This is a genomic window from Aeromonas salmonicida subsp. salmonicida (assembly GCF_001643305.1).
GTDB classification, from domain to species: domain Bacteria; phylum Pseudomonadota; class Gammaproteobacteria; order Enterobacterales; family Aeromonadaceae; genus Aeromonas; species Aeromonas salmonicida.
The window spans coordinates 1-26,831 of sequence record NZ_LSGW01000044.1 but is presented as its reverse complement, the minus strand read 5'-3'; the positions used below and the strand labels follow the sequence as shown (position 1 = coordinate 26,831).

General features: G+C 62.1%; 20 protein-coding genes and 2 pseudogenes. 6 read left to right on the top strand and 16 right to left on the bottom strand.

The genetic code is table 11. The features are described from left to right. Window positions 1-82 precede the first annotated feature (82 nt). On the top strand, window positions 83-1,363 hold the full coding sequence (yjeH, locus tag AXW79_RS03660) for an L-methionine/branched-chain amino acid transporter (protein WP_011898989.1): 1,281 nt from the start codon (window positions 83-85) through the stop codon (window positions 1,361-1,363). Window positions 1,364-1,418: 55 nt separating this feature from the next. Here yjeH and AXW79_RS03655 read toward each other — a convergent pair whose 3' ends face one another. From AXW79_RS03655 to AXW79_RS03640, 4 genes are all read right to left on the bottom strand, one after another. Next, entirely contained in the window at window positions 1,419-1,958 is a 540-nt protein-coding gene (locus tag AXW79_RS03655; RefSeq protein WP_005312112.1) for a GNAT family N-acetyltransferase, read from the bottom strand. 77 nt (window positions 1,959-2,035) lie between these two features. Continuing rightward, on the bottom strand, window positions 2,036-3,769 hold the full coding sequence (locus tag AXW79_RS03650; RefSeq protein ID WP_005312114.1) for an ABC-F family ATP-binding cassette domain-containing protein: 1,734 nt from the start codon (window positions 3,767-3,769) through the stop codon (window positions 2,036-2,038). A 397-nt stretch (window positions 3,770-4,166) separates the two neighbouring features. Beyond that, on the bottom strand, window positions 4,167-4,604 hold the full coding sequence (locus AXW79_RS03645) for a PliI family lysozyme inhibitor of I-type lysozyme (RefSeq protein WP_005312116.1): 438 nt from the start codon (window positions 4,602-4,604) through the stop codon (window positions 4,167-4,169). 114 nt (window positions 4,605-4,718) lie between these two features. Further along, window positions 4,719-6,749, bottom strand: coding sequence for a M13 family metallopeptidase (locus AXW79_RS03640; protein ID WP_005312117.1), 2,031 nt, complete (start codon window positions 6,747-6,749; stop codon window positions 4,719-4,721). A gap of 128 nt (window positions 6,750-6,877) precedes the next feature. On the opposite strand from AXW79_RS03640, the gene tilS reads away from it, so the two are divergent. After that, window positions 6,878-8,248: a tRNA lysidine(34) synthetase TilS gene (gene tilS / locus AXW79_RS03635; protein WP_011898988.1), complete on the top strand. Its 1,371-nt coding sequence runs from the start codon at window positions 6,878-6,880 to the stop codon at window positions 8,246-8,248. Window positions 8,249-8,250: 2 nt separating this feature from the next. On the opposite strand, the gene AXW79_RS03630 is transcribed toward tilS, so the two are convergent. After that, the gene (locus AXW79_RS03630) at window positions 8,251-9,210 is read right to left on the bottom strand and encodes a GGDEF domain-containing protein (protein WP_100224070.1); all 960 of its coding nucleotides are present in this window, start codon (window positions 9,208-9,210) and stop codon (window positions 8,251-8,253) included. A 119-nt stretch (window positions 9,211-9,329) separates the two neighbouring features. Between AXW79_RS03630 and AXW79_RS03625 the strand changes: the two are divergent. Continuing rightward, window positions 9,330-11,289: pseudogene (locus AXW79_RS03625) on the top strand (cation:proton antiporter domain-containing protein). A gap of 31 nt (window positions 11,290-11,320) precedes the next feature. On the opposite strand, the gene AXW79_RS03620 reads toward AXW79_RS03625, so the two are convergent. From AXW79_RS03620 to AXW79_RS03605, 5 genes and pseudogenes are all read right to left on the bottom strand, one after another. Beyond that, window positions 11,321-12,466, bottom strand: a complete 1,146-nt coding sequence (locus AXW79_RS03620; RefSeq protein WP_005312124.1) for a patatin-like phospholipase family protein — start codon at window positions 12,464-12,466, stop codon at window positions 11,321-11,323. Window positions 12,467-12,589: 123 nt separating this feature from the next. Continuing rightward, a complete protein-coding gene (locus AXW79_RS03615; RefSeq protein WP_005312126.1) occupies window positions 12,590-13,459 on the bottom strand; it encodes an alpha/beta hydrolase in 870 nt (289 codons plus the stop codon). A 70-nt stretch (window positions 13,460-13,529) separates the two neighbouring features. Further along, window positions 13,530-14,111, bottom strand: a complete 582-nt coding sequence (locus AXW79_RS03610) for a TetR/AcrR family transcriptional regulator (protein ID WP_005312128.1) — start codon at window positions 14,109-14,111, stop codon at window positions 13,530-13,532. Between the two features lie 87 nt (window positions 14,112-14,198). Then, window positions 14,199-14,303: pseudogene (locus AXW79_RS24190) on the bottom strand (DNA-binding response regulator); the annotation flags it as partial. 118 nt (window positions 14,304-14,421) lie between these two features. After that, window positions 14,422-15,066, bottom strand: coding sequence for a response regulator transcription factor (locus AXW79_RS03605; RefSeq protein ID WP_005312133.1), 645 nt, complete (start codon window positions 15,064-15,066; stop codon window positions 14,422-14,424). A gap of 158 nt (window positions 15,067-15,224) precedes the next feature. Here AXW79_RS03605 and AXW79_RS03600 point away from each other — a divergent pair, with 158 nt between their 5' ends. Next, window positions 15,225-15,851 carry a glutathione S-transferase gene (locus tag AXW79_RS03600; protein ID WP_005312135.1) on the top strand — a complete coding sequence of 209 codons (627 nt, stop codon included), beginning with the start codon at window positions 15,225-15,227 and terminating at the stop codon, window positions 15,849-15,851. Here the strand turns inward: AXW79_RS03600 and AXW79_RS03595 are convergent. The 4 genes from AXW79_RS03595 to AXW79_RS03580 all read right to left on the bottom strand — a co-directional run bounded on the left by AXW79_RS03595 (window position 15,805) and on the right by AXW79_RS03580 (window position 21,331). After that, window positions 15,805-18,033, bottom strand: a complete 2,229-nt coding sequence (locus tag AXW79_RS03595; RefSeq protein WP_005312137.1) for an alpha-amylase — start codon at window positions 18,031-18,033, stop codon at window positions 15,805-15,807. The genes AXW79_RS03600 and AXW79_RS03595 overlap by 47 nt on opposite strands. A gap of 425 nt (window positions 18,034-18,458) precedes the next feature. After that, window positions 18,459-19,262, bottom strand: coding sequence for a helix-turn-helix transcriptional regulator (locus AXW79_RS03590; RefSeq protein ID WP_005312141.1), 804 nt, complete (start codon window positions 19,260-19,262; stop codon window positions 18,459-18,461). An 11-nt stretch (window positions 19,263-19,273) separates the two neighbouring features. After that, window positions 19,274-19,810: a YbhB/YbcL family Raf kinase inhibitor-like protein gene (locus tag AXW79_RS03585; RefSeq protein WP_005312147.1), complete on the bottom strand. Its 537-nt coding sequence runs from the start codon at window positions 19,808-19,810 to the stop codon at window positions 19,274-19,276. Window positions 19,811-20,074: 264 nt separating this feature from the next. Continuing rightward, complete coding sequence (locus tag AXW79_RS03580; protein ID WP_005312153.1) at window positions 20,075-21,331, bottom strand: adenylosuccinate synthetase; 1,257 nt, start codon at window positions 21,329-21,331, stop codon at window positions 20,075-20,077. A gap of 181 nt (window positions 21,332-21,512) precedes the next feature. Here AXW79_RS03580 and AXW79_RS03575 point away from each other — a divergent pair, with 181 nt between their 5' ends. After that, window positions 21,513-22,433: a LysR family transcriptional regulator gene (locus AXW79_RS03575; protein WP_005312155.1), complete on the top strand. Its 921-nt coding sequence runs from the start codon at window positions 21,513-21,515 to the stop codon at window positions 22,431-22,433. 201 nt (window positions 22,434-22,634) lie between these two features. Here the strand turns inward: AXW79_RS03575 and AXW79_RS03570 are convergent, their stop codons facing one another. Both AXW79_RS03570 and AXW79_RS03565 read right to left on the bottom strand, forming a co-directional pair. Then, entirely contained in the window at window positions 22,635-23,915 is a 1,281-nt protein-coding gene (locus AXW79_RS03570; protein ID WP_011898986.1) for a TAXI family TRAP transporter solute-binding subunit, read from the bottom strand. 177 nt (window positions 23,916-24,092) lie between these two features. Continuing rightward, on the bottom strand, window positions 24,093-25,232 hold the full coding sequence (locus tag AXW79_RS03565) for a MalY/PatB family protein (protein WP_005312167.1): 1,140 nt from the start codon (window positions 25,230-25,232) through the stop codon (window positions 24,093-24,095). Between the two features lie 161 nt (window positions 25,233-25,393). Here AXW79_RS03565 and AXW79_RS03560 point away from each other — a divergent pair, with 161 nt between their 5' ends. Further along, complete coding sequence (locus AXW79_RS03560; RefSeq protein ID WP_005312169.1) at window positions 25,394-26,566, top strand: MFS transporter; 1,173 nt, start codon at window positions 25,394-25,396, stop codon at window positions 26,564-26,566. The last annotated feature ends 265 nt before the right edge of the window (window positions 26,567-26,831 follow it).

Genomic DNA, 26,831 nt, shown 5'->3' with positions numbered 1-26,831 from the left:
TGAGCAAGGGATAGTCCTTAACAAGCAAGGGGTTGCGGCCTAACATGGCCCGATGTGTGTTTATTAATCGGGACAAAGGAATATGTCTGCTTTGAAAAAGGATCTCGGGCTCTGGCAGGGAATGGGGCTGCTCGCCACCTCACTGCTGGGTACCGGTATCTTCGTGGTGCCGGCGACGGCGGCGTCGCTGGCGGGTGGGGCCTCGCTCTGGGCCTGGGTGTTGCTCATCGTGCTGGTGCTGCCCATCGCCTTCACCTTCGCCCGGCTGGGGCGCCGTTATCCCCATGCGGGCGGAGCGCCGCACTTGATTGGTCTTGCCTTTGGCAACGGCGCCGAGCGCTTCTCCGCCTTCCTGTTTCTGGCTGTGCTGCCGGTGGGGTTGCCTGCGGCCCTTACTATCGCCGCCGGTTTCTGGCATGCGCTGTTTGATCTGGGGGAGTGGACCCTGTGGGCCATCCAGCTGCTGACCCTGCTCGGGGTATTCCTGCTGGGGTTGCGGGGGGCGCGCTCCTCCGGCAACCTGCAACTGCTGATTGCCTTGGCCATATTGGGGCTGACCCTGCTCATCTGGTTCAAGGGGGATCTCAGCTGGCGCGACGCTGCCCAGCCACTGCCGACGGCAGCTGAGTGGCCCGCCATGGGCACGGCGCTGGCGGTGATGTTCTGGTGCTTCGTGGGGCTCGAAGCTTTCGCCCACATGGGGGAGGAGTTCAAGCGACCTGAGCGGGACTACCCGCTGGCCCTGCTCGGCGGTGTCTTGCTGGCGGGGCTCATTTATTGGGTCCACTCGCTGGTGGTGCTCAAATATGGGCTCTATGGCGACGAGGCAAAAAACGCCACCGCCATTCCGGCCCTGCTCTCGCTGCTGTTCGGCCCTACCGCCAAGTGGCTGGTGGCAATCCTGGGTTATCTCTCCTGTTTTGCCAGCATCAACATCTATCTGCAGGGGTTTGCGCGCCTTATCTGGAGCATGGCGCGGGAGGGCAAGCTGCCCACCTCGCTGGCTCGTCTCTCGGCCCGGGGGGCGCCGCTCAATGCTCTGTGCTGGGTGCTCGCCATCTGCCTTGTCTCCATCACCTTGATCCTCTGGCTGCGGCTGCCACTGGATGAGCTTATCCGCTACGCCAACGGCAACTTCGTGCTGGTCTACCTGCTCTGCATGGCGGCAGGCTGGCGCCTGCTCGGCGGCATGGGCAAGGGGCTGGCGGGATTGAGTGTCTTGCTCTGCCTCGCCGTGCTGGTGGCGCTCGCCTCCCAGGTGTTTTATGCCGTATTGCTGAGTGCAGGTTACGGCCTCTTCTCCCTGTGGCGCCGCTATCTGCGCCGCACCCGGGCCACGGAGAATATCTGCGCCATCAAGTAACCAGCCCGACAAAGAGCCCCGCAGTGCGGGGTTCTTTGTCTATCAGGGGTGTTGGTTACCGGGCGCTTGGCTGGTCGCTGCGCAGCAGAGCGTAGTGTTGCAGGGAGATAAACTGACCCCCCTTCCATTCGCACTCCCGCGCCGTCCCCTCGTAGCGAAATCCGGCGCCGAGCAGGACGCGGGCGGAGGCGACATTGGGCTCCTCCACCAGGGCCTGCAGCCGGTGCAGCGTAGTGGTGCCATAGAAGTGGGTCAGAAAAAGGGGCAGGGCCCTGCCCATTACCCCTTTGCCCCAGTACTCGGGATAGAGCCAATAACCTAGCTCGGCCTTCCTGTGCTGCGGATCGGCATCGTTGTAGCCGATGGCCCCCATGGGGAGGTCTGTGTGCTGACTGCGGATCAGAAACCAGCCGCCAGTGCCCTGACGCACCAGGTCGGCGTACCACGCCATCTGGGCCTCACAGGCTGTCAGGCTATCGTAACTGATGCCGTAGTGGGCGATGACCTCTGGATCCGACAGGCCGCGATAGATGTGGGGCAGATCGGCCGCCGTGATGGGGTCGAGCCGCAGTTCGCCCCCTCGTCGTGAATTCATGCTCTTCTCCTGTGCGGCCTGTGTTGGCAGGCCGCCTGATTGGGAAAGACAGTTGTGTGAAGGTGTGACTGCTGGCGTCAGTTCGCTGGGAGGCCAAGCAAACCGGCCTGCTGCTGCAACTCGTCGCGCCACTGTTGTTGCAGCCGGGGTGTCTGATGCCTGGGCTTGCGGGCGAGGTCGGCGGCGAGCAGGGCATCCAGCTCGTACCAGCGTGCCAGCAGCGCCTCTTCGTCATCCTCCACAGTAGCTTGCTCCTGCGGACTGCCATTGGTGGCGGGGCTGATTGAAAGGTCCATGGGTTCATCACAGAGAAACTCGGCATAGGCCCGCTCGGCACTGTGGGCTTCGACAATCCGGCCTTCCCTGATCACCCAGAACCGATTGCAACTGCGCTCGATCAGATCTCGGTCGTGGGAGATCAGCAGCACGCCACCGGCAAAACGCGACAGCGCCTCGGCCAGATCTTCTTTTCCTTCCAGATCCAGATGGTTGGTGGGTTCATCCAGCCAGAGCAGATGGTGGCTCGCCAGCGACAGGGCGAGAAACAGCAGCCTGGCCCGCTCACCACCGCTCAGGCTATGCACGCGTTGCCCGTGACGGGAGTAGGGGAAACCTGCACGGATCAAGGCCTGGCGCAGCGTCACCTCGGGCAGGGGGGCCAGACAATAGAGGGCATCGGTCAGCGTTGCAGCGTCATCGAGCTGCTGCAGGGACTGATCGTAGTAGGCGATGCTGGCGCCGGGGTGGCGGTGCCAGCCTTCACCCGGTAGTTGAGCGCGCAGATCGTGCCAGCACTGACGCAGCAGGGAGGACTTGCCGGTGCCATTGGCACCGAGCAGGGCAACCCTGTCTCCGGCTCGCAGTCCGAGATCCTCGGCCCGCAGCAGGGGAGGCAAGCCGGGAGCGGGGCGCACGTCGAGGGCGTCCAGCCGCAGCAGGGCATCGGCGGGCAGTGCCTGCCCGTGCAGTTCGAGGCGCCAGGGGGCGCCGGCACCGACAACGCTCTGCTCCTCCTGCATCCTGGCAATCCGTTTCTCCATGGATTTGGCCTGACGCACCAGCTTCTCGTTGTCATGCTCCCGCCCCCAGATGGCGAGGCGTTTGCTGCTGGCGCTCAGGCGGTCGATCTCCTTCTGCTCGTCGGCCCGGCGCAAACGGGCTTGCTCGTCCTCTTCCGCCTGGGCCGCCCTGGCCTGGGTGCAAGGCAGGGCGAAGCGATAGAGGCATCGGTCACGCAGGATCAGGGTCTCGCGGGTGACCCGGTCGAGCAGGCGGCCATCGTGGGACACCAGCACGAAAGCGCCGCGCCAGCTCAGCAGGAAGCGCTCCAGCCAGAGCAGAGCGGGCAAGTCCAGGTGGTTGCTGGGCTCATCGAGCAGCAACAGATTGGGCTGGCGCAGCAGGGCGCGGCCTATCTGCAATCGGGTGTGCTGGCCACCGCTCAGGGCGCTGACCGGTAACGCGGCCTGTGCTTCAAGCTGCAGCTCGGTCAGCATCTTGTCCACCTGCCAGTCGAGCGCGGGATCCCCGTCCACTGCATCGAGCAGTACGGCGCGGGCGGTGAGCGCCTGCAGGCGTGCGGGCAGATGTTGAGCCACGAATTCACAACGGCAAGCCGCTGCGTGATGCACGCGTCCGTCATGGGGATCGAGCTGACCGGCCAGCAGGGCGAGCAGTGTGCTCTTGCCGCTGCCATTGGCACCGATAAGGCCGATGCGATCACCGCTGCGGATGCTGAGGTCGACGCTGTCAAACAGGGGAAGGTGTCCTGCCGTCATGTGCAGGGAATGGGTACTCATCAGGGTTGTCATGCTCTTGCTCTCTAAAATCACGGGATCGAATATCCCTGTCATCAGGAGCGCTGGCGACAACGGCAGAGTCGAGAAAGGTCTCGGTTTGGAAGGGAGTCGGCTTTGCTCGAACCCGCTATCGCAGCGCGATGGTATGCAGGCAAGAGCACTGGAATGTGCCGAACAGGCGAGCCGAGAACATCGGACACGCTTGGATAACCATTTTTTACCTCCTTATTTTTTGTGATGGCAAGGTGCGCCGATTATAAGCACAGAAAAAATAGCCGTCCATCGGGTGCCCTGTCTCTTGCCCCCGTGGTGAGGCGGGTCCGGGTACACGGAGACAGTGGCCTCATCGCTTGCGCCAGCAAAGTCAAAGCCCCGCATTGCGGGGCCTTGGCTGTATGAGAGTAGTGGGTCAATCGCGGGGGGTCTTGAGCGCCTGGATCACATCCTCGTCGGGGGCCAGCCCTTCTACGTGGTTGAAGATCTCCAGCCCCTCCTGCGCATTGATGGTAAAGGCGTCGGCACTGCGATAGCTGCCGCTGCCGGCGCTTTCGATGATGACGATGAGCTCGGGCTGCTTGTCGCCGTTGAGATCCTGCAACTTCAGCTCCTTGATGCTGCCATCTCGGGCCAGTACCTTGCCATCGATGAACTGATCGAGGGGAAACTGGGGGTTGGCGCCGGAATAGAGACGCACGTCGTAGCTGCCGATGGAGGCGGGCTCACCGCGCCCCTCGCTGATGGCAAGCACCTGACCGGTGGGCAGTGTCAGCTGTTTGAAGAACCCTTCTGCCGCCTGACCAGTCAGTGGCAGGGTGAGCAGACCGAGTGTCATGAGCAAGGCTTTCATGGATGTGATCCTTGTGACTGTGGTGACGGGCGGGTATCTCCTGCCCGTCACGGATGTTGATGTGTGAGCCGGGTTCAGGTGATGCCTGTCCCGGCTCTTCGCACAGGGCGTCCGTTACCAGATCTTGACCCGTTTGGCGGGGTCCAGATAGAGCTTGTCCCCCGGCTTGATGTTGAATGCCTCGTAGAAGGCGGGGATGTTCGGCACCACGCCGTTGACCCTGTACTCCGGCGGGGAGTGCGGATCCGAGGAGAGCAGCATCTGCATCAGCTCGGGGCGGTACATGCCTTTCCACACCTGGGCCCAGCCGAGGAAGAAGCGCTGTTCGCCGGTGAAGCCGTCCAGCACGGGGGCTTCCTCGCCCTTGAGTGACAGCAGATAGGCCTTGTGGGCTATGGTGAGACCGCCCAGATCGCCTATGTTCTCCCCCAGGGTGAACGGGCCGTTGACGAACTGGCCATTGATGGGCTCGAAGCGGTTGTATTGGGCAACCAGTCGGCTGGTACGAAAGCGAAACTCCTTGAGGTCGGCCGGCGTCCACCAGTCGCGCATCACGCCATCACCGTCGGATTTGGCCCCCTGATCATCGAAACCGTGACCCATTTCATGGCCAATGACGCCGCCGATGGCACCGTAGTTGACGGCATCATCGGCCTGCATGTCGAAGAAGGGGGGCTGCAATATGGCGGCCGGGAAGACGATCTCGTTATTGCTCGGGTTGTAGTAGGCATTCACCGTCTGCGGCGACATGTGCCATTCGTCCCTGTCCACCGGCTTGCCCAGGCGTGCCAGGCTGTCGGCATATTCAAAGGCGCGAGCCCGTTGCAGGTTGCCTACCAGATCATCGGCGCGGATCTCGATGGCGCTGTAATCCTTCCATTTGTCCGGATAGCCTATTTTGGGCCTGAACTTGGCAAGCTTTTCCAGTGCCTGGGTCTTGGTGGCCGGTGACATCCAGTCCAGCTCCTGAATGCTCTGGCCGTATGCGGTGCGCAGGTTTTCCACCAATTGCTCCATGCGGGCCTTGGCCTGGGGCGGGAAGTAGCGCTCCACATAGAGTTTGCCCACCGCTTCCCCAAGGTGATCGTCCAGTATGCCGAGGGCGCGTTCCCAGGGGGCGCGTTGCTTGGGGGTGCCGCTCAAGGTGGTGCCGAAGAAGGCGAAATTCTGGGCGTCGGTCTTGCTGTCGAGATAGGGGGCATAATCCGTGATGAGCTGCCACTTGAGGTAAGCCTGCCAATCACCGATGGGAGTCTGCTGCATCAGGCCGTCGAGGGCAGCAAGATAGCTGGGCTGGCCGATGATCAGGCTCTGCTGGCCGGCGAGACCGGCCTGGCCAAGGTAGCCGTTCCAGTCGATATGGGGTGCGAGACGCTTGAGCTCGCCGAGGGAGCCCTTGTTGTAGTTCTTCTCCCTGTCCCGCAGGGTCACGTTGTCCCACTGGATCTGGGCGAGTTTGGTCTCAAGGGTCAGGATACGCTTGGCCTTTGCGCTCGCATCCACTTCGCCAAAGCGTGTCAGCATACCGGCGATGTGCTGCTCGTATTTCTGGCGCAGGGCCTGGCTGCTGGCGTCGGTTTTGAGGTAGTAATCTCTGTCCGGCAGGCTGAGCCCGGACTGATAGAGATAGACGGCATGGCTGTCCGGTGCCTTGGCATCAGCACCGATCCAGAAGCCGAACGGGGCGCCGCCCCCCAGCTGGCCCGAGCGGGCGAAGGCGCGAGCCAGTCCGTTCTGATCGCGGATCTGATCGATTTCGCCGAGCAGGGGCAGCAGCGGTGTGGTGCCCTTGGCATCCCGACCAGCCTGATCCAGATAGCTGGTGTAGAGATCGCGGATCTGCCGGGCCTGGGTATCGGCGGGGGCCTTGGCATCAAGCCCTTCCACCAGCACTCGTACATCCGCCAGGGATTTGTCCCTGAGCATATAGAAGGCACCATCGGCGGGCCTGTCATCCGGGATCTTGGCGGTGGCCAGCCAGTGACCGTTCACGTAGCGGAAGAAGTCATCACCGGGTTTGACCCGGGTATCCATGTTGGCCAGTGCCAGGCCCGAGTGCTTGTCTGCCGTGTCCGGCGCCTGACTGCAACCGGCTAACAGGGCCAACCCAATGAGGCCGGCCAGTATGCTTTTCTTGTTGTTCATTCTGTTGGATTCCAATTCGGGTTATTCAGCTTCCTTGCCCACGCAGGGCGCACATCACTCTAGCAGTCGGGTTACAGCTTGATAAGCCCGACTCTGCTAAGATCGGCCAGGTCGTTTTGGGGAAGCCTATGATTTCTCGTATTTATTCTCGTTTTTGTCAGACCCTGCCAGAGCCGGAAGGTTCCCGGGGCTTGTTGGTAGCCTTCAGTGGCGGGCTCGATTCCACAGTGTTGCTGGCGTTGGCGGCGCAGTTTGCCCGCGAGCATGGGCTTGCGCTGCGCGCCTTGCACGTCCACCACGGCCTCAGCCCCCACGCCGATGAGTGGGTCGCCCACTGCGAAGCCGTGTGTCAGCAACTGGCGGTGCCGCTCATGGTGGAGCGGGTGCAGCTGTTGCGTGGCAATGGCGAGAGTCTGGAGGCACAGGCGCGGGATGCCCGTTATCAGCGGCTGGCTGCCAGGCAGGAAAAAGGGGAGTGGCTGCTCACCGCTCATCATCAGGACGATCAGCTGGAGACCTTGCTGCTGGCCCTCAAGCGAGGTGCCGGTCTGCGCGGTCTGGCGGGGATCTTGCCGAGCCAGCCCTTTGCCGGTGGCCTCTTGTTGCGTCCCCTGCTTGAGTTCAGCCGCGCCGAATTGGCCGAGGTGGCGGCGACCCTCCCCTTCGGCTGGGTGGAGGATGAGAGCAATCAGGACGTGAGCTATGACCGCAATTTTCTGCGTCAGCAGTTGATCCCCCAGCTCAAGGCGCGCTGGCCGGCCATGGCTCGTACCGCCGCCCGCAGCATGGCGCTGTGCGCCGAGCAGGAGGCGTTATTGGAGGAGCTGGCAGAAGAAGACTGGCAGCTGGCCTGTGGGGGGGAGGCGCTGCACGTTTCATCGTTACCGGCTTCATCGCTGCAGATTGTGCCCCTGCTCACCCTGTCGCCCACCCGGCGCAACAACTTGCTGCGTTACTGGATCCGCCGCCTGGGGGGCGAGATGCCCTCCCGGGATCAGCTCGCTCTGCTGTGGCAGGAGGTGGCGCTGGCGCGGGAGGATGCCAACCCTCAGTTCAGCCTGAAAAACCTCGATTGCCGCCGTTTTCAGGGGCGGCTGCATCTGGTTCGGCCCGGGTTGACGCCCCGTCACGAACAACTGGCCGTCACTATCGGCGAGTCCGTGGTCCTGCCCGATGGGCTGGGGCGGGTGCAAGTGTCGGCCAGGCCGGACGGGGAGGGGCTGAGGTTGCCAGGGATGGGGGAGCCTTTGTCGGTGCGTTTTCAGGTGACGCCCGGTGTCATGCTCAAACCTGTGGGGCGCAGCGGCAGCCGCCGTTTCAAGAAGCTGCTGCAAGAGTATGGGGTACCTTCCTGGCTGCGGGGCCGTATTCCCATCCTCTACTATGGTGAGCAGGTGGCGGCAGTAGCCGGACTCTTTATCTGTGACGGATTTATGACGCAAGAAGCGGGGATGGGATGGCAGTGGCTGCCAGCGGCCGACAGCGGCATCCCGCAGTGAGCTCAGGCCCGCCATGCAGCTAGCCTGGCGGGCCTTTTTACGATCCTGGCGCTGTGGTACTCAGTCCAGCAGACCCGCTTTACCGGCTTTTTGCGGGCATAGAGATGAGCATCGGCCGCCTCATACAGGCTCTGGACTGCGACCCCTGATTGCCAGCTGGCCGCCCCCAGACTGCAACCGACCGAGAAGGTGCTGAGTTCCTTGTGGGTCAGCAGCATGTGTTGCAGCCGCAGCCAGACCGGGCGCCAGGCCTCGGGCTCGGCGGGTTGCAGCAAGAGGGCAAACTCGTCGCCACCGAGGCGAAAGGCCTGATCCGTGCTGCGGATGCAGCTCTGGAGCAGATGGGCAAAGCGGCTCAGCACCAGATCGCCGACCGGGTGACCCCAGGTGTCGTTGATCTGTTTGAAGTGATCGAGATCCAGCAGCACCAGCACCAGACCGTGGGATTCCCGGCTGTGTTGCTCCACGGCGCGACCTATGGCCTCGTCGAAATAGGAGCGGTTGCCGAGCCCTGTCAGGTGATCGAGTCGTACTTGCTGCTCCAGCTGCGCCAGCCGCAGGTAGAGTGGCAGCGGTTGGCAGAGCAGCTGATGGTATTGCTGCAGGATCCGCTGCTGGCTGCCGCTCAGTATGTGTTCCAGGGTGTAGTGCAACTGGCCGAACAGCTGACCGTGCTGGCCGCGCAGTTCAAACGGGTAGCTGTGGAGCGTCAGGCTGGCCTGGGGTGGCTGCTGGATCAGCCTCTGTGGCTGGGGGTTGTCAAAATAGAGGCTATGTATACGGACAACTCTTGCCGCACGATCGGCAAAGGTTGCCAGCAGGCTGTCGAGATCCGACTGTGCCAGCAACAGCTCGAGCAACTGGTTGCGATCCTGACTTGCCAGCGGCGTGAGCCGCTCCATCTGCCGAACCCACAACTCGATGCCATGCCCCAAACCATTCAATGACGATGTGTTTTCCACGGTACAGCCCTCATACGTCCTACTACCTGCCACTTCCCTGCAATCCCTGTGCCTAAAATATGTTCAATGTGAGCAAGGGCGGCTGACTAGGCTTAAGTGGATAAAAAGGGAGGAAAAATTTGTACGCAGATGTGTTGATCCTGCTGTTTGCCGCCGTCTTGCTGGTGGCGATTTTCCGGCGCCTCGGCCAGCCGGTGATCCTCGCTTACCTGGTCGCCGGGGTTCTGCTGGGTCCCCATGGCGCCGCCGTTCTCTCCGAGCAGGCGAACATGCAGACCATCGCCGAGCTTGGCATCGTCTTTCTGATGTTCTCACTGGGGCTGGAGTTCTCGTTGCCGCGTCTGATCGCCATGCGGATGCTGGTCGTGGGGGTCGGTGGTCTGCAAGTGCTGTTCACCTCCCTGCTGTTCTTCTGGTTTGGCTGGTGGTGGGGGCTGAGCCTGCCTCAGGCGCTGGTGGTGTCGGGCACCCTGGCGCTCTCTTCCACCGCCGTGGTGATCAAGCAGTTGGGAGAGCAAAAACAGCTGCATACCCGCCGCGCTCAACTAGGGGTCAGCGTGCTGCTGTTTCAGGATCTGGCGGTGGTGCCGCTGCTGGTGATGATCCCCATACTGGCCAGACCCGAGATCCAGGGCAGTGCCCTGCTGGCGGAGATCGCCTGGGCCACCCTCAAAGGCCTGTTTGCCCTGTTCAGCCTGCTTGCCGTCGGCAAGTGGCTGCTGCCCCTGCTGTTTCACGAGGTGGCGCGGGCCCGCTCCGATGAACTTTTCGTGCTCAGTGCCCTGTTGGTGGCTTTGCTGGCGGCTTTCATGACCCATTCGCTGGGGTTGTCGATGGCGCTTGGGGCTTTCCTGGCGGGCATGATGCTGGGCGAGTCCCACTATCGCCATCAGCTGGAGGTGGACATAAGGCCGTTTCGGGATGTGTTGATGGGACTCTTCTTTATCACCATCGGCATGACCATGGATTGGCAACTGGTGGCGCTGGCCTGGTGGCAGGTGATCTTCTGCGTATTTGGCCTCATCTTGATCAAATCCCTGCTGGTACTGCTGGCGGGAGGTTTGATGGGGGAGCGCAAGCGGGATGCCATGGCGGCGGGGATCATGCTGAGCCAGGTCGGCGAATTTGGCTTCGTGTTGCTGGCGCTGGCCAACCACCACGCGCTGCTCGACCATCAGCTGGTCTCCCTGCTGATTGGCATAGGGGTGATCTCCATCGCCATGACCCCCTGGCTGGTGCAAAAGGCGCACGGTCTGGCGCGCTCGCTCACCGACTCGGCCCTGCTGACTCGCTCCGAGGTGGCGCAGTCGGGGCTGAGCAAACATCAACACGTCATCATCGCCGGTTTTGGCCGTGCCGGGCAGACATGCGCCCGTTTTCTCAAGCTGGAAGACATTCCCTTCCTCGCGCTGGATCTCGATCCCGAGCGGGTGGGCGAAGCCAAGACGGCGGGGGAGCAGGTGGCATTTGGCGATGCCAGCCGGCGCGATATCCTGCTGGCCGCCGGCCTGCTGCGGGCTCGCCTGGTGATCATCACCTTCGACGATCGCAAGCGGGTCGAGGCCATGCTGGCGCTGATAAAGGAGCTGGCGGGGCAGGTCAGGGTACTGGTACGGACCCGGGACGACAGCTTTCTGGAGGTATTCAAGCAGGCAGGGGCGCATGAGGTGATCCCGGAATCCCAGGAAGGGGCCCTGATGCTGGTTTCTCATCTATTGCTCAATTGCGACATCCCTATCGGCCGGGTGATCCGGCGCATGGAGCTGGAACGCAGCAGCCAGTATCGCTTTTTGCACGGCTTCTACTGGGGGGACCAGAGTGCCAGCAATCTGGAGACGGATCAGTTGCTCGAGCGTCTGCATCCCGTGCTGCTGCATGATCAGGCCTGGGCCGTGGGGCAGCCTGTCCAGGCGCTGGCGCTTGACGCTGTGCGAATAAAAGAGGTGCAACGCGGTGAACAGAGCCTGGAGCCCAGGCCCGAATTGCGGCTGGCGGCTGGCGGCAGGGGACAGGCTGGTGCTGTTTGGCAATGCGGTAGCGATGGAGCAGGCGGAACAAAAGTTGCTGGAGGGGCGTTAGGCCTTGCGCTGCACAAGGCCGACAAGCTGGTTTACGCCTCCTCCCGCATCACTTCTTCAATCCCCAGAAACTGTTCGACCCGCGCCCGCTCGTTGAGGGTGTCCCGGTAACCCAGCTTGATCAGTTGCTGGCAGTAGCCGGGATAGAACATCAGAAAGCTGGCCAGGCTGCTGGTCTCGTCCCCCGACACTCCCAGCACCCGCAACAGGCGGCGCAGGTGTACAGGCAGTTTGCGCAGATAGGCCAGCGCTATGGTGTCGAGATCCTGGCTCGGTTTCAGCACGCAGGTTTCCACCCGTTTGAGTTTCAGGCGTCTGCGCTCCCGCTCGGGTATGAGATCCAGGGTCTGATTGATACGCCATAGCCGCTCCAGATCCGAATTCAGGGTATCGGTAAAGACGGTATCGAGCAGGTGGCTCGCGATGTTGGAGCTGGTCAGGTGGCCATGGCGAAAGGTGGGGGCCGAGTGGGCAGGTGGATCCAGCGCAATCAGCAGGATCCGCTCCGCCCCTAGATGGATGGCGGGGCTTAATGGGCTCAACTGGTGAATGGAACCATCGCCGTAAAACTTGTCGCCAATATGGGTCGCCGGAAAGACAAACGGCAACGCCGAGGAGGCCAGCAGGTGATCCGAGGTGAGCAGGGTACGCACCCCGCGCCGTCTGGCTCGCTCCCACGGCAGATGGTCGGCCCGTCCCTGAAAAAAGGTGGTGGAGAGGCCGTCATCATAGTCCGACGCTGTGATGGCCAGTGCCTCCAGGCTGCCATAGAGGATGTTGTCGTCGATGCGGTGATAGTCGATGAGCTGATCCAGCAGGCGGCGCAGGGGAGCGTTGTCAAACAGGTGAAAGGCGTGATTGGTGTGAGGATTGATAAGCCCGGCAGAGCCTTCATACAACAGCCGCCACAGCAATCTGCCGGGGTGAAAGTCGAAGATATGGTGGGTTTCGAAGCGGCGCCAGACCCACTCCAGCTTGCGTACCCCCAGGTGGAAACAGGAGGCATAACAGGCCAGCGCCGTGACATTGATGGCACCGGCCGAGGTGCCGCACAATATGGGAAACGGAATGCCGAGATTGCGGGGATAAAACTCGGCGATGGCCTTGAGGGCACCGACCTGATAGGCCGCGCGAGCACCGCCACCGGTCAAGAGAAGAGCTGTGTTGGGTCTGGCCATGATACTGCGCCTTATGGTTGCCACTGAAGGTGTTGCCACCGAGCAATTTAACTATAAGGCGCTGTATCGAATATAAAAACAGGTCTGCGCACCATTTTTTCAGCAGGCTGGTTTCAACGGTGGTTATGCCGGTGAATGGGAGCCTGCCAGGCTATCGAAAGCGGCAAAGAGGGGGGCACTGGCAAGGATTCGGCCGTGACCCAACCCACGGGTGCTGACCAGTCGGGTACGGCCATCCAGGGTTGCTCGTTGGGAGTCGCTGTAGGGGGCAAACCTGTCTTCCTCGTCGTGCACTATGATGGCGGCGCCGCTGCGGCTGGCGAGACGCCCAAGGGGGTCGACCGTGCTGAGGGGATGCTGATACTCCTGCTCAATCTCTTTCACTACCGCATCGAACAGGCGGATGGAATAGCCGGAGCGGGCCACCATGCCGTAGAGCTGGGGCACATAGTCGAGCACGGGCGAAACAAGCAGCAGCGGCAACTGGTCGAGGGCTTGTTGGCGACTGGAGAGGGTGACGGCACCTCCCATGCTGTGGGCGATGACGCCACTGAGGGAACCGAATTTGGCGACCTGTTCGGCCACCAGCTCGTCAAAGGCGCGCACGAAGCGGGGCAGGTGACCGGTATGACCGGCGCTATGGCCATGGGCCGGATGGTCATAGGCGATGGCGGTGAAGCCCTGGGCGGCGATATGGCTCATCAGCGGATAAAACTGGCTGGCACTGCCGGACCAGCCGTGCATCAACAGCCAGACCGGCCCCTGGCCGAGCCGATAGCTCATCAATATCCCTTCGCTGGTGTGCACGGCTTGCTTCACCAGGCCCGCAGGCGCCGCCTCATCCCGCTGATTGCGCTGGGGGGTGAGCAGCAGCTTGCTGGCGGTACGCCTGGCGTGAGCGGGGGCGAGTCTGTGATGCAACCGGGTGCCAAGCCCCAGCAGCCATTTGCTCGGGCTGAAGCGGCGGGTGTTGAAGTAGATCTTGCTGCTCATGATGGTCCTGTCTGTTTTGTGTGCGAACGGTCGTGCTTTTTTGTGAGTTTTTAAAAAGTCATTCTAGAAATCATTGCCAGCTGGTCAGCAGATCATCCACTTCGGGCCAGAAGTGGCGAGCGGGATCCTGACACAAGTCCAGCGCATTGAACACCTGATCTGCCAGATAGAGGCCGTATAGCCGATAGACGGCGCGCCAGGGTTCCAGATCCTGGCGCCACTCCCCCTGCGCCTGACCCTGCACCACCTGGCGGGCCAGGTAGTCGAGCCAGAAGCGCACCAGCTGGCGCGCCGCCTGTTGCACGTCACCCTCCTGGGCCGAGGTCCAGGCATCGAGGAACATGCAGCGACCGGCGAAACACTGATTCCAGGCCAACCAGGCCTGGAGCAGGGCGACAAGTTTTTCGCGCTGGCTCTGGTGCTGTTGCTGGCGTACGGGCTGGATCACCCGCTCCCTGAACACTTCGGCAGCGTGTTCCAGCACGGCGATCTGCAGGTTGTCGCGGGATTGAAAGTGGGCAAAGAGACCGCTCTTGGACATCTCGCACGCACAGGCCAGCGAGCCTATGGTCAGGCTCTCCAGCCCTTGTTGGCTCGCCTGCTCAAACGCAGTCTGCAAAATGTTGTCGCGGGTCAGACGGCCCTTGCTCATCACACTCTCCTCGTTGGCCCTGCAGCATAAAGTACGATCGTGCTAATTGTCGAGGGAGAAACTGGCAGGAGAGGCCAAAGGTCAGACTCAATCCTCCTTGATATCCATCTGCTGCAAGGCGATGACCGCCTGGGTGCGGTTCTTGACGCTGGGCTTGCGAAAGGCGGGAGTGATATGGACCTTGATGGTGGCAAGGGGGTCAGTCGTCCTTGATATCCATCTGTTGCAAGGCGATGACCGCCTGGGTGCGGGTCTTGACGCTGGGCTTGCGAAAGGCGGGAGTGATATGGACCTTGATGGTGGCAAGGGGTCAGTCGTCCTTGATATCCATCTGCTGCAAGGCGATGACCGCCTGGGTGCGGTTCTTGACGCCGAGTTTGCGAAAAACAGCCGTGATATGGGCCTTGATGGTGGCTTCGGAGACATTGAGCTCCCAGGCGAACTGCTTGTTCAGGCTGCCATCGCGCAACATCACCAGCACCTTGTACTGCTGTGGAGTGAGGCTGGCGAGCTTGCTGGCGAAATCGGGGCCGTCTTCGGATTCGGGATGCAGGGATATGCCGGCTGGCACCCAGTTATCTCCCCCGATCACCGTATTGAGGGCGTTGACCAGCTCCTTCATGGGGACCGACTTGGGGATGAAACCCAGCGCGCCGAGCCGCAGTACCTGCTGGATGATGGCGGCATCTTCCGAGGCGGAGACCACGACAATGGGCAGGTCGGGATACTGACCGCGCAGGTGGGCGAGGCCGGAGAAGCCGTTGGCGCCGGGCATCTTGAGATCGAGCAGCAACAGGTCTACTTCAGGGTGTTCCCCCAGCAGGCTGGTCAGGCTGTTGATGGAGTCGGCCTCCAGCAGCTGGGCATCGTTGATGGCCATGTGCACAGCTTGATAGAGGGCGCCCCGAAACAGGGGGTGGTCATCTGCGATGACGATGGTAAATTGGCTGTCCATTGCTCACATTGTTGCTAACTGATTGTTTTGGAAAATCAAACTAGCATCGCTCTCTTGGGGGGTCAAACCCGCAGGCGTGCAAATGTGAAGCGACCGTCGGATGTCGTGCCATTGGGGCAGATGGGATGGTCACGAGCAACCCATGCAGGAGGCAAGAGATGGGATCCTTGGTATTGACGGTGGGCACGGGCTCCACCTGGGCAATGCGGGCGGCACTGGTGCTCGCCATGAGCGGGCTGGAGTGGCAGGAGCAGGTGTTTGATCTGGAAGATGCCAAGGCGTTGGCGCGGCTCAAGCGGTTGGCGCCTGCCGGCCTGGTGCCCTGGCTGGATCACGATGGCGTGCGGGTACACGACTCGCTGGCCATTGCCGAATACCTGTACGAGCTCTGCCCAGACCGCCAGCTCTATCCCGCTTCCCGGGCCGAGCGGGCGCTGGCCCGCAGTCTGTGCGCGGAAATGCACTCGGGCTTTGGCCAGATCCGTAGTCAGCTTCCCTTCTTTCTGGGGGCGCCGACCCGCAGCGAGCCACCGGTGGAGGCCATCGGCGAGCTGGCTCGCCTGCAGACCATCTGGTCCCAGGCGAGGGGACCATTTTATTTCGGTGAAGAGGGCATCATAGATGCCTTCTATGGGGTGATAGCCTATCGGCTGGCCAGCTATGGCATCCAGTTGCCCGGTCAAGCCGGTGTCTATCAGCAGGCCTTGCTGGCCTGGCCTTTGTGGCAGGCTCTGCTGGTCAAGGTACGGTTGCAGTGGCCTGTGGCTGCCCGTCAACCGACGTAAGACGGTCCTGTTGAACGGGTCGGCGACTGACATTGAAGAGGGGAGCCATTGGCTCCCCTCTCTGCAGATGCGTGGGAAGGTCTACGGCTGCCGACCGGCAAACACCACCACCACCTTGTCCTCCCCCTTCTCCCGCACGAAGCTGTAGGGAGCATCGGACAGCTTCTTGTGGCTGCCAGCGGCTATGGCCGGATGGGCGGCGCGGAACTGGCCGAGTCGCTGCCAGTGCTTGACCAGTTCGGCCTTCTCGCCGCTCCCGATCTCCTGCCAGTTCATGTCCGAGCGAACACTCTGATCGAACACGCCGCCATCCTTGGCCAGACCCATCGCCGTAGTAGAGCTGGATGCCCCCCGGCAGCAGCATGAAGCTGTTGGCGACTCTGCGTTGCAGCGGCACGTCCTGATAGTCACCAAAGAACAGCTTGGTGTCGTGGGAGCTGATGTAGCTCAGCACGTTGAACTCGGGATCCTGATTGATGCGGCTGGCGTAGCTGGCATAGGTGGGATCGCTGCCCGCCATGCACTGGGCCTGGGGCAGGGCGAACTCCCGTTGATAGTCGAAGTTGATCAGGGAATCGAAGCCATTCTGGTACCAGAAATCCTTGGCGACCCCGTGATCCCACACCTCGCCCACCATGTAGAAGGGGAGAGCATCGAGCGCCTTGTCCGGATTGGTTGCCTTCCACTCCTTGAGTGCCGCCGTGCCCGCCTGCTTGAGCTTGGCCCAGACGGCGGGTTCCAGATGCTTGACGGTGTCGGCGCGGAAGCCGTCGATGCCGAAGCGGCGCACCCAGTCGGTGTGCCAGGCGATCAGGTAGTCGCTCACAGTGGCATTGGGCAGCGCCTTGGCTCTGGTGTCTTTCTTCGCCGCCAGCAGTGGCGGCAAGCCCACCGGTTTGGTGGACTCGGTCAGGAAGTCCGGCAGCCCCGCCATCGAACCGGTGACATCGTCTGTGCCTGGCTGCGGGTAGCCGGGCAGGCCGGCGCGCACCCAGTCACCGCTCCACCACTTGTTCCAGTCTGGTGATTGGTAGTCGATAAACTGGTTGTAGCCATGCCAGTTGAGGCCGCCACTCGGACGCAACTGGTTCCAGGTGGCCGGCAGTTTGCCAGTGTTCTGGGTGAGATCGGTGAGCCCCAGATCCTGCAGATCGGCCAGGGTGGCGTAACCGGCGTGGTTCATCACCACATCGAGGATGATCCGCATGCCGCGCTTGTGGGCCTCGTCCACCAGGGTTCTCAGGCTCTCCTCGTCGCCGTAGTTGGGATCGATCTTGGTGAAATCCAGTGCCCAGTAGCCGTGGTAGGCGTAGAAGGGGAAGTTGCCCTGCTCGCCGCCGCCGATGAAGCCGTGTACCTGCTCCACCATGGGAGTGATCCAGATGGCGTTCATGCCGAGGCTCTTGATGTAGTCGAGCTTCTCGGTCAGCCCTTTGAAATCGCCGCCGTGCCAGGTGGCGACCTCGTCCTGACCATCCTTCTGGCGGCCGAAACTGTGGTCGTTGGCGGGATCGCCGTTGTGGAAGCGATCGGTCAGCAAGAAATAGACGCTCGCCTGATCCCAGCTGAAAGGTGCTTGTTTGGCTGCCTTGACCGGTTCGAGCAGCAGCAGGCCGCCGCTCTCCTTGCTCGGGGTCAGGGTCAGCTTGCCCTGTGTGACCACGGCCTCCTGTTTTGAGTAGGCATCCCGCAGCCGGGTGCCGTCAGGCCAGGCTCCCTTCAGCGACACCGTCACAGGGCCGCCATCCCAGGCGATACAGGGCTCTGTCGGGGGCTGGCGCTTGAACTCGCTCTTCCTGGTCGCCCGCAGCACCTTGAGGCTGGGGGTGTCGGGGTTGAAGGTAAACTCGTAGTCCCCGGCCAGCATCACCCGCAGGGTGAAACTTGTCCCCTTGGCGCATTTGTCCATGGGTTGGGCGGTGCCGAAGGGGAGCGGCTTGGCCTCGGTCGGACCGAAGCTGGTGCCGCAACTGTTGCCGGCATCGCCGATGCGGATCTGGTGGCTGCCCTTGTCCAGCTTGTGGGTCAGGCTGACGGTGCCCTTGTCCAGCGTCAGCACCTCGGCCACAGGTTTGCCATCCACATAGAGATGTACCTCGGGGGAGGCCAGCACCAGGCCTGAACACAGGGGGCCGGCCAGCAGGGTGAGCCAGAGGGGAGAGAAGCGAGGAGAGCGACGCATAAGCCATTCCTTGAGCAAGGGTAACCGGACCAGATTCCGTCAATGGGGCTCATTCTAGGGGGCATAGTGGCTGGCTTGGACAGGCAAAACGCCGATCTGTGAACTCAGTTCAAATGGTTACGTTTTCAAGCCGGGCAAAGTGTGATGACGGCAAGCATCCGCTCGCGCTTGTCCAGAGAAGGCCGCCCTGACGTCAAGAAGCCGCCGCCCGAGTCGCGACATTCACAGGGCACTTGCTCACGACTGAGCAACCCCAAGGCATAGCTTGGGTGCTTGTACTGGGCCCGCTTCTTTTCCCGGAAAAATGGCACGGCTCTAACCCGACGCGGCGGACCCCGCTAACTGTATCTGTCAGCGGGCATGACAGGGCGGGTCGGTCACAGTTGGGGGACGTGACCACTTTGCACGATATGCCAGAGGCTGTCTCAGTCACTATTCACCATGCGCTGTGCGTTAACAGAGGGACAGGTGCGCAGATATTGATGTGGGGTCAGGCCGAACTCTTGCTTGAAGCGGGCGGCGAAACGACTGGGAGAGTCATAACCGCAAGCGAGGGCCACCTCCAGCGGAGTGAGGGCCTGTTGCAGCAGAGTGAGGGCGTGGCTCATGCGCACCTGGGTCAGCAGCTGGCGAAAGCTGCGCCCCTCGGCGGCCAGCTTGCGCACCAGGGAGGCGCGGCTCATGGCAAAGTGTGGGGCCAGGGTCTCGAGTGTATGGTCGGCGCCTGGCTCCACGCCGAGGTAGCGGGCCAGCCGCTCCCCGAGCGTCATTGTGCTGGCGGGAAACAGCAGGTCGAGGGCATTGGCGGCGTGCAGCTCGGCATAGAAGCCGTGCAGCAGCTGGGTCTGGGTGGTCTGGCTCAGCACGCGGCTGGCCATGGAGCAGACCAGCTCGAAGCAGAATGCCAGCGCCGGGTTCACCTCAAGGCGCGGCTCCCTCTGCAGGGTGGGCGGGGCGCTGCTCAGCCATTCGGCGGGGGGCGGGGCCAGCAGGGTCAGGGCATGGGAACTGAACTTGCCCTGCTCGGGCTGATTGACGAAGGTGAGCTGGTGGCCTGCCGGGATCAGCAGCCAGCTCCCCTTGTCAAACGACAGGCGCCTGTCTTGCCACCACAGCAGCTTGTGGCCCTGTTGCACCCAGATGAGGGTCGGCGCATAGATGAGCACCCTGTGCAGGGGCTGCTCGCGGATCCCGAAATAGTGATTCAGTTGCAGCAAGGTAGTGCTCATCCGGCGGGCTCCTAGGGGGTGACGAAGGTGGCGGTCAGGGTGGCCTTGCCCAGCGCCATGGCATTGAGCATGTAGCCTACCATGGCGGGCGGGGTATCTGCCTTGACCTCGAGATCCTGAGGCAAAGCCCAGGCGGTGAACTGGTAGCGGTGCATGCCATGCCCGGCGGGCGGACAGGGGCCGCCGTAGCCCTGGCTGCCGAAGTCGGTTCCGAGCTCCAGCCCTTGTTTGAGTTTGCCGGAGGCGTTGCTGGCCAGCTCGCTCTGATTGGCGGGCAGGTTCACCACCAGCCAGTGCCACCAGCCGCTGCCGGTGGGGGCATCGGGATCATAGGCCGTGATGGCGACGCTCCTGGTGCCGGCCGGCAGGTCCTGCCAGCTCAGCTGGGGCGAGCGGTTTTCCCCCTTGCAGCCGAAGCCGTTGAAGCTGAACGCCTTGTCCATCAGCTGACCTTCCTGGATGTCCGTGCTCTTCAAGGTCATGGCAGAGGCGGGCAGGGCCGCCACGCACAGCAGGGAGAGCAGGGCGGAACGCAGGGGTAATTTCATTGTGGTGCTCCTTTATGGATGAGGGGATCTCCATGGGGGGATCCTGATGAGGGGATCAGTCTAGCGAAGGAGGGGCAGCCTGGTGCAACATCAAGGCTCAATATCAGGTTTCAGGTGGCTGATTGTGAGCTGAACTGCATCTGGAAGGGGGAGGATTGGGACGGCGAGGTGGCAAGGGAGTGGGCCAGCTCGTGGTGTGGCGGCCATAAAAACCGGCCTCATGGAGGCCGGTTTTGACATTGTGCTGACAGAAGAGCAGGCGGCTTAGCGCAGTATCATCTGCTCGCGACCCGGGCCGACGGAGACCATGGGAACCGGCACACCCAGCAGGGCTTCGATACGCAGCACATAGTGCTGGGCAGCCTTGGGCAAGTCTTCAAACTTGCGGATGTGGGAGATGTCTTCGCTCCAGGCTTCCATGGACTCGTACACCGGCTTCAGACCGGCGGTCTGTGGCCAGATCGGGTTCTCGGTGTTGGCACCTTCGTAGGCCACACAGATCTTCAGATCCGGCATGCCGGAGAGGCAGTCCAGCTTGGTCAGGGCGATCTCGTTGGCGGCCTGGATCTCCAGACCCTGCTTGGTAGCAACGGCGTCGAAGTAGCCGATGTCACGGGGACGGCCAGTGGTGGCACCGAACTCGTTGGCGAACTTGCGGAACTCTTCCTGGTTCTCCATGGCGGTGATCAGGGTGCCGGTACCAACAGAGGTACTGAACGCCTTGGCCACGGCAATCACGCGCTCGGGGCGCAGGGCTGGCAGGCCGCCACCGATGCCGGCGTAAGCGCCGGAAACGTGGGAAGAGGTCACCCAGGGGTATTCGCCGTAGATGAGATCACGGCCGGCGCCCAGCTGGGCTTCGAACAGCAGGGTGCCATTCTTGGCCTGGATGGCCTTGAGCGGCTCGCTGACGTTGCAGACGGCGTCGATCCAGGGAGCGGACACTTCCAGCAGCCAGTCGGCCATTTCCTGGGCGGTCTGGCTGAACTCGAAGCTCGGGTAGAGGGCTTTGAGCTGCGGCAGTTTCCAGTCGAGGAAGAACTGGATGCGCTCGACCAGCACTTCAGGCTGTTTCAGCCAGCCGACCAGGATCGCTTTTTTCATGACCCGATCACCGTAAGCCGGTGCAATGCCCTGACGGGTGGAGCCATAGGCGCCATCACCCAGACGGACTTCTTCCAGGGTATCTTCCAGCGCATGGATCGGCAGGCAGAAGGTAGCGCGATCAGAGATGGCTAGTTTAGGGGTCACGCCGGCGGCTTTCACTTCAGCCAGCTCGCGGGTCAATGGCTCCGGGCTGATGACCATGCCAGGGCCGAGGACAACTAGGCACTCCGGGTTGAATACGCCGCTCGGCAACTGGTGCAGCTTGAAGGTGCCCAGGTCGTTGACGACGGTGTGGCCGGCGTTGTTGCCGCCCTGAAAACGGATGCTGGCGGCGGATTGACCTGCCAGATAATCGACGATGCGGCCTTTGCCTTCATCACCCCAGTTAGCACCTACGACTACGATAGACGACATGACTCTTTCTCCTAAGACGTTAGGCGTTCATCCTAGGAGGCTAAGGCAGATTAGAAAAATTAATTATCTTTATAATTCCGATAAGAGAACCATATAATTACGACAGCGTTATCGGCAAGACACCTGTGTTGCAGCACTGGCCGGCATAAGGTGCGCATAGGTGGAAAACAAGAGGATCCCCATGCTGGATATTCACTGGCTGCAAACCTTCGTCACCCTGGCACGGTTGCAGCACTTCGGCCACACCGCCACCGAACTGCACATGACCCAGCCCAATGTCAGCCTGCACCTCAAAAATCTGGAGCAGGCTACACGGGTCAAGCTGATTGAACGCAGCCCGTTCCGGCTGACCCAGGCGGGGGAGCGCCTGTTGCAAAGCGCCGAGCGCGCCATCAATGAGTTGCTGTTGTGCCAATCAGACCTCAATGCCCTCAATCAGCTGAGTCAGGGCACGCTCGCCATCGCCGCCAGCGACATCATTTCCCGCTTGCTGCTGATCCAGCCGTTCCAGCGTTTCAAGCAGGAGTTTCCCGGCATCGACCTCACCTTGTTCAATACCACTTCGGATCAGGCGGCCGAGCTGGTCAAGGCTGGCAAGGCGGACCTTGGCTTCGTGATGGCGCAAAAGCGCAGCGAACCTCTGTTCTACACAGAGTTGCAGCAAGTGACCTGGTGCGCGCTGGGACACGGCTTGGCCCGCTGGCAAGCGCGGGCGAAGGCGGGAGAGAGCGATCCCCTCGATGAGCCGACCCTGATCCTGCTTGGTCACGATACCCGTACCCGGGCGCTGATAGACCCTTCCTTGCCTCTGCTCGGTTTGCCTACTTGTCGCATCATGGAAGTGGGCAGCGTGGATGCCCAGCTCGACTGGGCCGAGGCGGGATTCGGGGTGGCCATAGTACCGGACTTCTCGCTCCATCCGCGCCTCAAACTCACCGCTTCCGTGACCAGATTGACCGACTTTCCCGGCACCAGCTTAGGGTACGTGGTGCGTCAGAACCAGGTGTTGTCACGGGCCATCAAGCAGCTGCTGCACTGGGTGGAGGAGGAGATACAAAGGCCGGATGCCTACTATCCACCGCAGCCCACGGCTGAGCGCTGAGCCGGTTTCGGATAGGCCGAGGGAGTTGTCGCTTGTCCGGCCGCGATCACAACCGACAACAGGCAAGGTTTGACGGCTGAAATAAACGGTATATCTATCGCCTTCATTCCCGCTGTGTGTGCCGGGCCAAGGGATATAAAACGATACAAAAAAAAGAGGCCGCCCGTATGGGTGGCCTCTTTGCCTTGGGTATCCACAGTATCACTGGGTGGGGATGCTCGCCGAGGGCGCGGCGGGCAAGGGCTGGCTCGCGTCATTCGTTGCACCGGCCGCGCTTGGCGAGCCCCCTTTTGTGTCGCTTGTCGCCCCAGTGGCAACCGCTGCCGGAGAGACTGCCGCCGAGGCGGGCGGTACCGCGACGGGCTGGGTTGCCACCGGGGCTGATGTGCCCGCCGGGGGAACTGTCACCTCGCTGCTGGCGTGCGCAGCCGAGGCCGCTTCCATTGCGGGGGTTGCCGCCGACACTTCTGTCGCAGAGGCAGTGAGGGATTCAGGTGTCAGTGACGGCAGTGGCAGAGCAGCGTCTTCCATGCCCGGATGGCGCGGTACGTCTGCCGCGGCCAGCATGGAGTCCTGGGTGAGGGGCGTCAGTGCCGGGTGCAATCGGGTAAATTGCTTGAGCCGCGCGGTCAGCACATCTCGCACTGTGCGCACCTCGGCTTCGGGCAGGCTGTCCAGTGCGATCAACTCGGCGGTAACGGCGAAGGTACTGACGCTGGTGAGCTGTCCGGGATAGAGGTTGGCGCCGATCCGGCTGTGCTGATAGTAAGGGTGGTGTTTGAGCAGGCGGTCGATCTGCTCCCCTTCGATAGGGATGATACGCGCCTTGCAGCGACCAGTCAGGTCCCCTATGCCCTGATTGGGGTGGCCCGCCACCACGAAAGCGGCGTCCAGAGTGCCATCGCAGAGCCCTTCCAGCCGACTGTTGACTGCGGCCGGGATGACGGGGGCAAAGCTGCTTGCCTGCCAACCCATGGCATCGAGCAGAGCCTGACTGGTGACGCGCTCCCCCGAGCCCGGGTTGCCCAGATCGACCCGCTTGCCTTCGATATCAGCCAGGGTAGTGATGCTGCTGGTGGCGCTGGCAAGCAGGGTCAGCGACTCCTGATGGAGCCTGAACAGGCTGCGAAGCCGGTCGTTGGGCGGCTGGCCCACGAAGGGGCCCGTGCCCTTGGCGGCATGATGAACCACATCCGACTGCACCAGTGCCAGCTGGATTTTGCCTTGGCCAAGCTCCTTCAAGTTGGCCAGCGAACCTGAGGTGCTCTGCACCGAACAGTGCAGCCCCTTGCTGGCACTCTCTTCGTTCAGCAAGCGGCAGATGGCGCCTCCGGTCGGATAGTAGACGCCGTTGAGCGCTCCTGTGCCAATGGTGAGATTGGTGGGCGTGGTGGCGTGCAGGGGCAGTGCCAGGGCAGCAGCCAGCCAGGGCAGGGTGATTCGTAGCAGGGCAGGCAGGTGGTGCAAGGGGCTTGGGTACATAGTGAACCGGATCAATGGCTGATAAAAGGGATGGGCCTGGCCCATCCCGTATGATGTCTCATGTTGTCTATTCAGCGGCGGGCCACAATGGAGTCAACCATTGTGGCCCGCAACGACTGCGCTCAAGCGTAGTTGGTTGCCGCCGACATGCAGCTGCAAAAATATACGCTATTGCCGTCAGATGCGAGTCTGGATCGCTTTCTCCATCCGAGCCAGTGCTTCGGTCAGCCGTGCTCTGGTGCAACCGAAGTTGAGCCGCACGAACTGGCCATTGCCGAACTGGGCGCCGGGGGAGAGTCCCACTTCCGCCTGTTCGAAGAAGGCGATGGGATCGTCGAGCCCGAGCGCACTGACATCGATCCAGGCGAGGTAGGTCGCCTGATGGCGCGCCAGCGTGACGCCAGGCCAGCGGGCGACCGCCTGCTCGATCAGCGCCAGATTGGCAGCCAGATAGTCGAGCTGTTCGGCAAGCCAGGGGTCGCCCCCTTCATAGGCCGCTTCGGCCGCGACAAAGCCCAGCAGGTTGACGTCGGCGCTGATGCCGCGCATTGCCTGTTGCAGCTTGAGGCGCAGGCGGGCGTTGGGCACCACGGCGAAGGCGCAGCACAGACCCGCAATATTGAAGGTCTTGCTCGGTGCCATCATGACGGCGCAGCGATCGGCGGCTTCCGGGCTGACGGCGCCATAGGGTATGTGACGGGCATTTTTGTCCAGCAGCAGATCGCAATGGATCTCGTCCGAGCAGACCACCAGATTGTGGCGCTCGGCGATGGCATCGATGGCTTCGAGCTCCTCGCGGGTAAACACTGTCCCACCCGGGTTGTGCGGGTTGCACAGCAGCAGCAGATCACCAAACGGGGCCTGACGTTCCAGCGCTTCCAGATCCAGCACCCAGCGACCCGCCTCTTCCACCATGGGGACTGTGAGCAGGGGACGGTCGTTGAAACCGGGGGCTTGCAGGAAGGGGTAGTAGACCGGCTTGGGGGTGATGATGCCGCGGCCTTGCTGGCTCCAGGCTTTGCACGCCAGGTTCAGACCTGGTACCACGCCGGGCAGGAAGATGAGCCACTCTGGCTGTATGGTCCAGCCGTAGCGGCTGGCCAGACGCGCCATGATGAGTTCGATCAGCCGGGCAGAGGGGCGCGAGTAACCGAAGATACCGTGGGCGACCCGCTTGGTGAGGGCCTCGACGACGGCGGGCGGCGAGACAAAGTCGGTGTCGGCAACCCACATGGGCAGCACGTCCTCGCCTTTGTACTTGTCCCATTTCAGGCTCATGGTGTCGCGACGATCTATTTCCCGGTCAAAATCAAACATGTGAAATCCTTATACTGGCCAGTGGGCTTTCAATGTACGGGGTCGGGCGCGGGGTCGCAAGCCTTGAGGTAACTCTTGATAATGACATAAAATAAGCGGCGCCATTTCATGCACTTGCCGAATTTTGGCCAGTTTTTATCCCCCAATCCAGTGGTAATCCTATGAGCTTGCTGACCACAGCCCTGCAGAGGCGTGATCCCGTCTCCCTCTCTTTTCTGGCCGTGACCTTTATGACCGGAGTTGCAGTAGCGCTCCAGGTACCGACCTTGAGCCTGTTTCTGGCCGAAGAGGTGCAGGTGCGCCCCTTGCTGGTCGGGCTCTTTTACACCGTCAACGCTGTGGTCGGCATCCTCATCAGCCAGTGGCTCGGCCACCGCTCCGACAGCAAGGGGGATCGCAAGCAGCTGATCCTGCGCTGCTGCTTCGCGGGTGTAGTGCTCTCCCTGCTGTTCGCCTGGAATCGCAACTACTGGCTGCTGGTGAGCCTGGGGGTCGTGCTGGCCAGTCTGGCAGCTACTGCCAGCCCCCAGCTGTTTGCCCTGGCCCGTGAATATGCCGACAGCCGCAACAAGCGAGCGGACATGTTCAGCTCAGTGCTGCGGGCCCAGTTTTCCCTGGCCTGGGTGATTGGTCCCCCCATCGCCTTCGCGCTGGCCATCGGCTATGGGTTCGAGGTGATGTATCTCGCCTCCGCCTTTGCCTACCTTGTCTGCGCGCTGGTGGTGTGGCGCTGGCTGCCCTCCCTGCCGTTGCCCACGCCAAATAACGAGGTGGAACGCGTCAGCAGCTGGCGGGACCCGTCGGTGCGGGCACTGTTTATCGCCTCCACCCTGATGTGGACCTGCAACAGCATGTATCTCATCAACATGCCGCTCTACATTACCCGCGAGCTGGGGCTGGAGGAGAAACTGGCGGGTGTGTTGATGGGCACGGCTGCGGCCCTGGAAATCCCCTTCATGTTGCTGGCAGGCTACTACACCCAGCGCTTTGGCAAGCGCCCCATGATGCTGGTGGCCGTGCTGGCCGGGGTGTTTTTCTACGTGGGGCTGGTCACCCTGTCGAGCCAGCCTGCCCTCATAGCGCTGCAACTGCTCAACGCCATCTTCATCGGCATAGTCGCGGGGATCGGCATGTCCTACTTCCAGGATCTGATGCCGGGGCGCGCCGGGGTGGCGACTACCCTGTTTGCCAACAGCATACGCACCGGTTCCATCATGGCGGGGGCCATAGCCGGAACCGTGGCCGAGATCTGGAGCTTTCACGGTGTCTTCATGGTGGCGACCGCACTGGCGATGGCGGCACTGGCCGCCTGCTGGCGGGTACCCAATGTGTGAGGCGGGTCTGTGACCGGTTGGCGATGGGTGACGCAGGCAGCCTGACGGCTTGGGCTTATTTGTCGTTATCGGTCTGATATTCGTTGCGCAGACAGCGCAGCAGCAGTTCGGTAGCAGGGCCCAGGGTATCGGCCGTTGATGGCGTGAGCTGAGATATCAGTATCGCTGTCGCTGACCGAGGTTACTTGTCGTTATCGGTCTGATATTCGTTGCGCAGACAGCGCAGCAGCAGTTCGGTGGCCGGACCCAGGGTATCGGCCGTTGA